Genomic DNA, 1,952 nt, shown 5'->3' on the forward strand with positions numbered 1-1,952 from the left:
CACGTGGACGGCGGCGCCTGCCTGGGCAGCTGCCCGGAGTCGGCGATCAGACGCCGAGGAGCTTCTCCGTATTCTCGTGGGCGATGCGGTGTTTCGCATCCTCTGGCAGGTTGGCGTCCTCGAGAAACGCGACGGCACCCTCGTTGCCGATGAAGGGGTAGTCGACGGAGTAGAGGATGCGCTCGACGCCGAGGGTTTCGACGCAGTACTGGAGTTGCGCCTGGCTGAACATCCCTGATGGGGTGATGTAGACGTTGCCGCGAACATAGTCGGAGACGGTGCGGTCGAGCTGTGTGAGGGTCTGCGGCAGGGCCTCGTCGAGGCGGTCGAGGTAGAAGGGGATCATCTCGCCCCAGTGACCGAGGACGAACTGCAGGTTCGGGTAGCGGTCGAGAACTCCGGAGAGCACCAGGTGCAGAAAGTGCACGGCGGTCTCCTGGTGCCAGCCCCAGGCGCTGGTCTGCAGACGCGTGGTCACCAGCGGGGCGAGTCCGGCGTAGTTGGAGTCGGTCGTTTCCCGTGGTGGCACGGCCGGGTGCAGGTAGATCGGCACGTTGCGGGCGGCGGCGGTGGCCAGGATCGGGTCGAAGCGGGGTGCGTCGAGGAACTCGCCGTCGGTGCGGCCGTTGATCATGGTGCCGACGAATCCCAGTTCGTCGATGCAGCGGGCGAGTTCGGTGGCGGCCGCATCGGGTGCGGTGGTCGGCAGAGCGGCGAAAGCGGCGAATCGGTCCGGGTGGGCTCGCACGGCGGCGGCGGCGGTGTCGTTGGCCGCGCGGACCAGGTCGGGGGCAACGTCGGAGGGCACTTGCTGAGTGGTCAGGCAGGACAGGACCTGCATGCTGATGCCGTGGCGGTTCATGTCGGCGAGACGTCCTTCGCCGAGATCCTGCAGCACCTGCGCGGTCGGGGTGTAGCTGAGTCCGCTGGCGGGATCGTAGGCTGCGGCGAAATCGGGGCTGAGCTCTCGCGCGAGGGGAGCGCTGGCGGCTGCGATCGCGGGGTCGAGGTAATGCTCCTCGAGCGTGATGATCCTCATCGGCGCTCCGGCGTGGTGGTGGAGGGTAGGCGGAGGGGTGTTCCGGCGACGTAGACGGCGCGAATGCATCGAGTGGCGGTGATGGTGCTGGTGGGATCGCCGTCGACGAGGAGGAGATCCGCGCGCAGTCCGGGGCGGATACGGCCGCGGTCGGGCAGATCGAACGCGTCCGCGGTGCGACTGGTGGCCGCGCGCAGGGCGTCGGTGGGTGTCAGGCCGGCGTCGACGAGAAGTTCGAGTTCGCGGTGCAAACTCGTTCCATGAGCGACTTGGGTGTGGGCGCCGGGTTCGGCGTTGGCGTCGGTCCCGGCCAGCACGGCTGCTCCCGCGCTGTGCAGAGCACCCACACTGCGCAGCGCCCCGGCGAAAGCCTCCCTGCTGTTGTGTGCGAAGGCGATCCCTTCCATCAATGCCAGTGTGGGGATGGCGATCCGGTCCTCGGCGACCATTCGTCGGACCGTGTCGGGATCGAGCGGTCGGCCGAGCGGGATGTGGGTGAGCATGTCCGCGCCGGCGTCGAGGGCCATCGTGAAGGCCGCTGCGGTGGCCGCGTGCGCGATGACCTTCCTTCCCACCCGGTGCGCTGCGTCGACGAGCGCGGTCACCGTGGGCAGATCGGGACCGCCGTCGCCGGGTGCCTCGGTGACGATCTTGATGTAGTCGGCGCCCTCGGCGATACGGGCGTCGACGAACCGCCCAGCCTGATCGGGTCCGGTGATCACCGCTTCGGCGGGAACGAACCGGGAATGGGGACCCGCGGGGCCGATAGCCGGCAGGCCGGGGCTGCGAAAGTCCGCGAGCCCGCCGCGTCCCGCGATGTCGCGCAGTCCTGCGAGCTTCTCGGCCGGCCACGTGGCCATGTCCAGGCCGGTGGTCGCACCGAACCCGGCAAGCTGCCGCAGGGTGTCAGCGT

Annotated in this window: 2 protein-coding genes; both read right to left on the reverse strand. The window is 69.1% G+C overall.

Features of this window, described 5'->3' with window-relative positions; translation table 11 throughout:
- Positions 1-46: 46 nt before the first annotated feature.
- On the reverse strand, positions 47-1,039 hold the full coding sequence (locus ACFTZB_RS45335; protein WP_378442507.1) for an amidohydrolase family protein: 993 nt from the start codon (positions 1,037-1,039) through the stop codon (positions 47-49).
- A partial coding sequence (locus ACFTZB_RS45340) for an amidohydrolase family protein (RefSeq protein WP_378442509.1) occupies positions 1,036-1,952 on the reverse strand: 917 nt, incomplete at its 5' end. The genes ACFTZB_RS45340 and ACFTZB_RS45335, both read right to left, overlap by 4 nt.

It is taken from the genome of Rhodococcus sp. NPDC057014 (assembly GCF_042673295.1).
Lineage (GTDB): Bacteria > Actinomycetota > Actinomycetes > Mycobacteriales > Mycobacteriaceae > Rhodococcus_F.

Bases quoted from the DNA above. Each gene is read 5' to 3' on its own strand.
- ACFTZB_RS45335 (WP_378442507.1), bottom strand. From the start codon at position 1,039: ATGAGGATCATCACGCTCGAGGAGCATTACCTCGACCCCGCGATCGCA.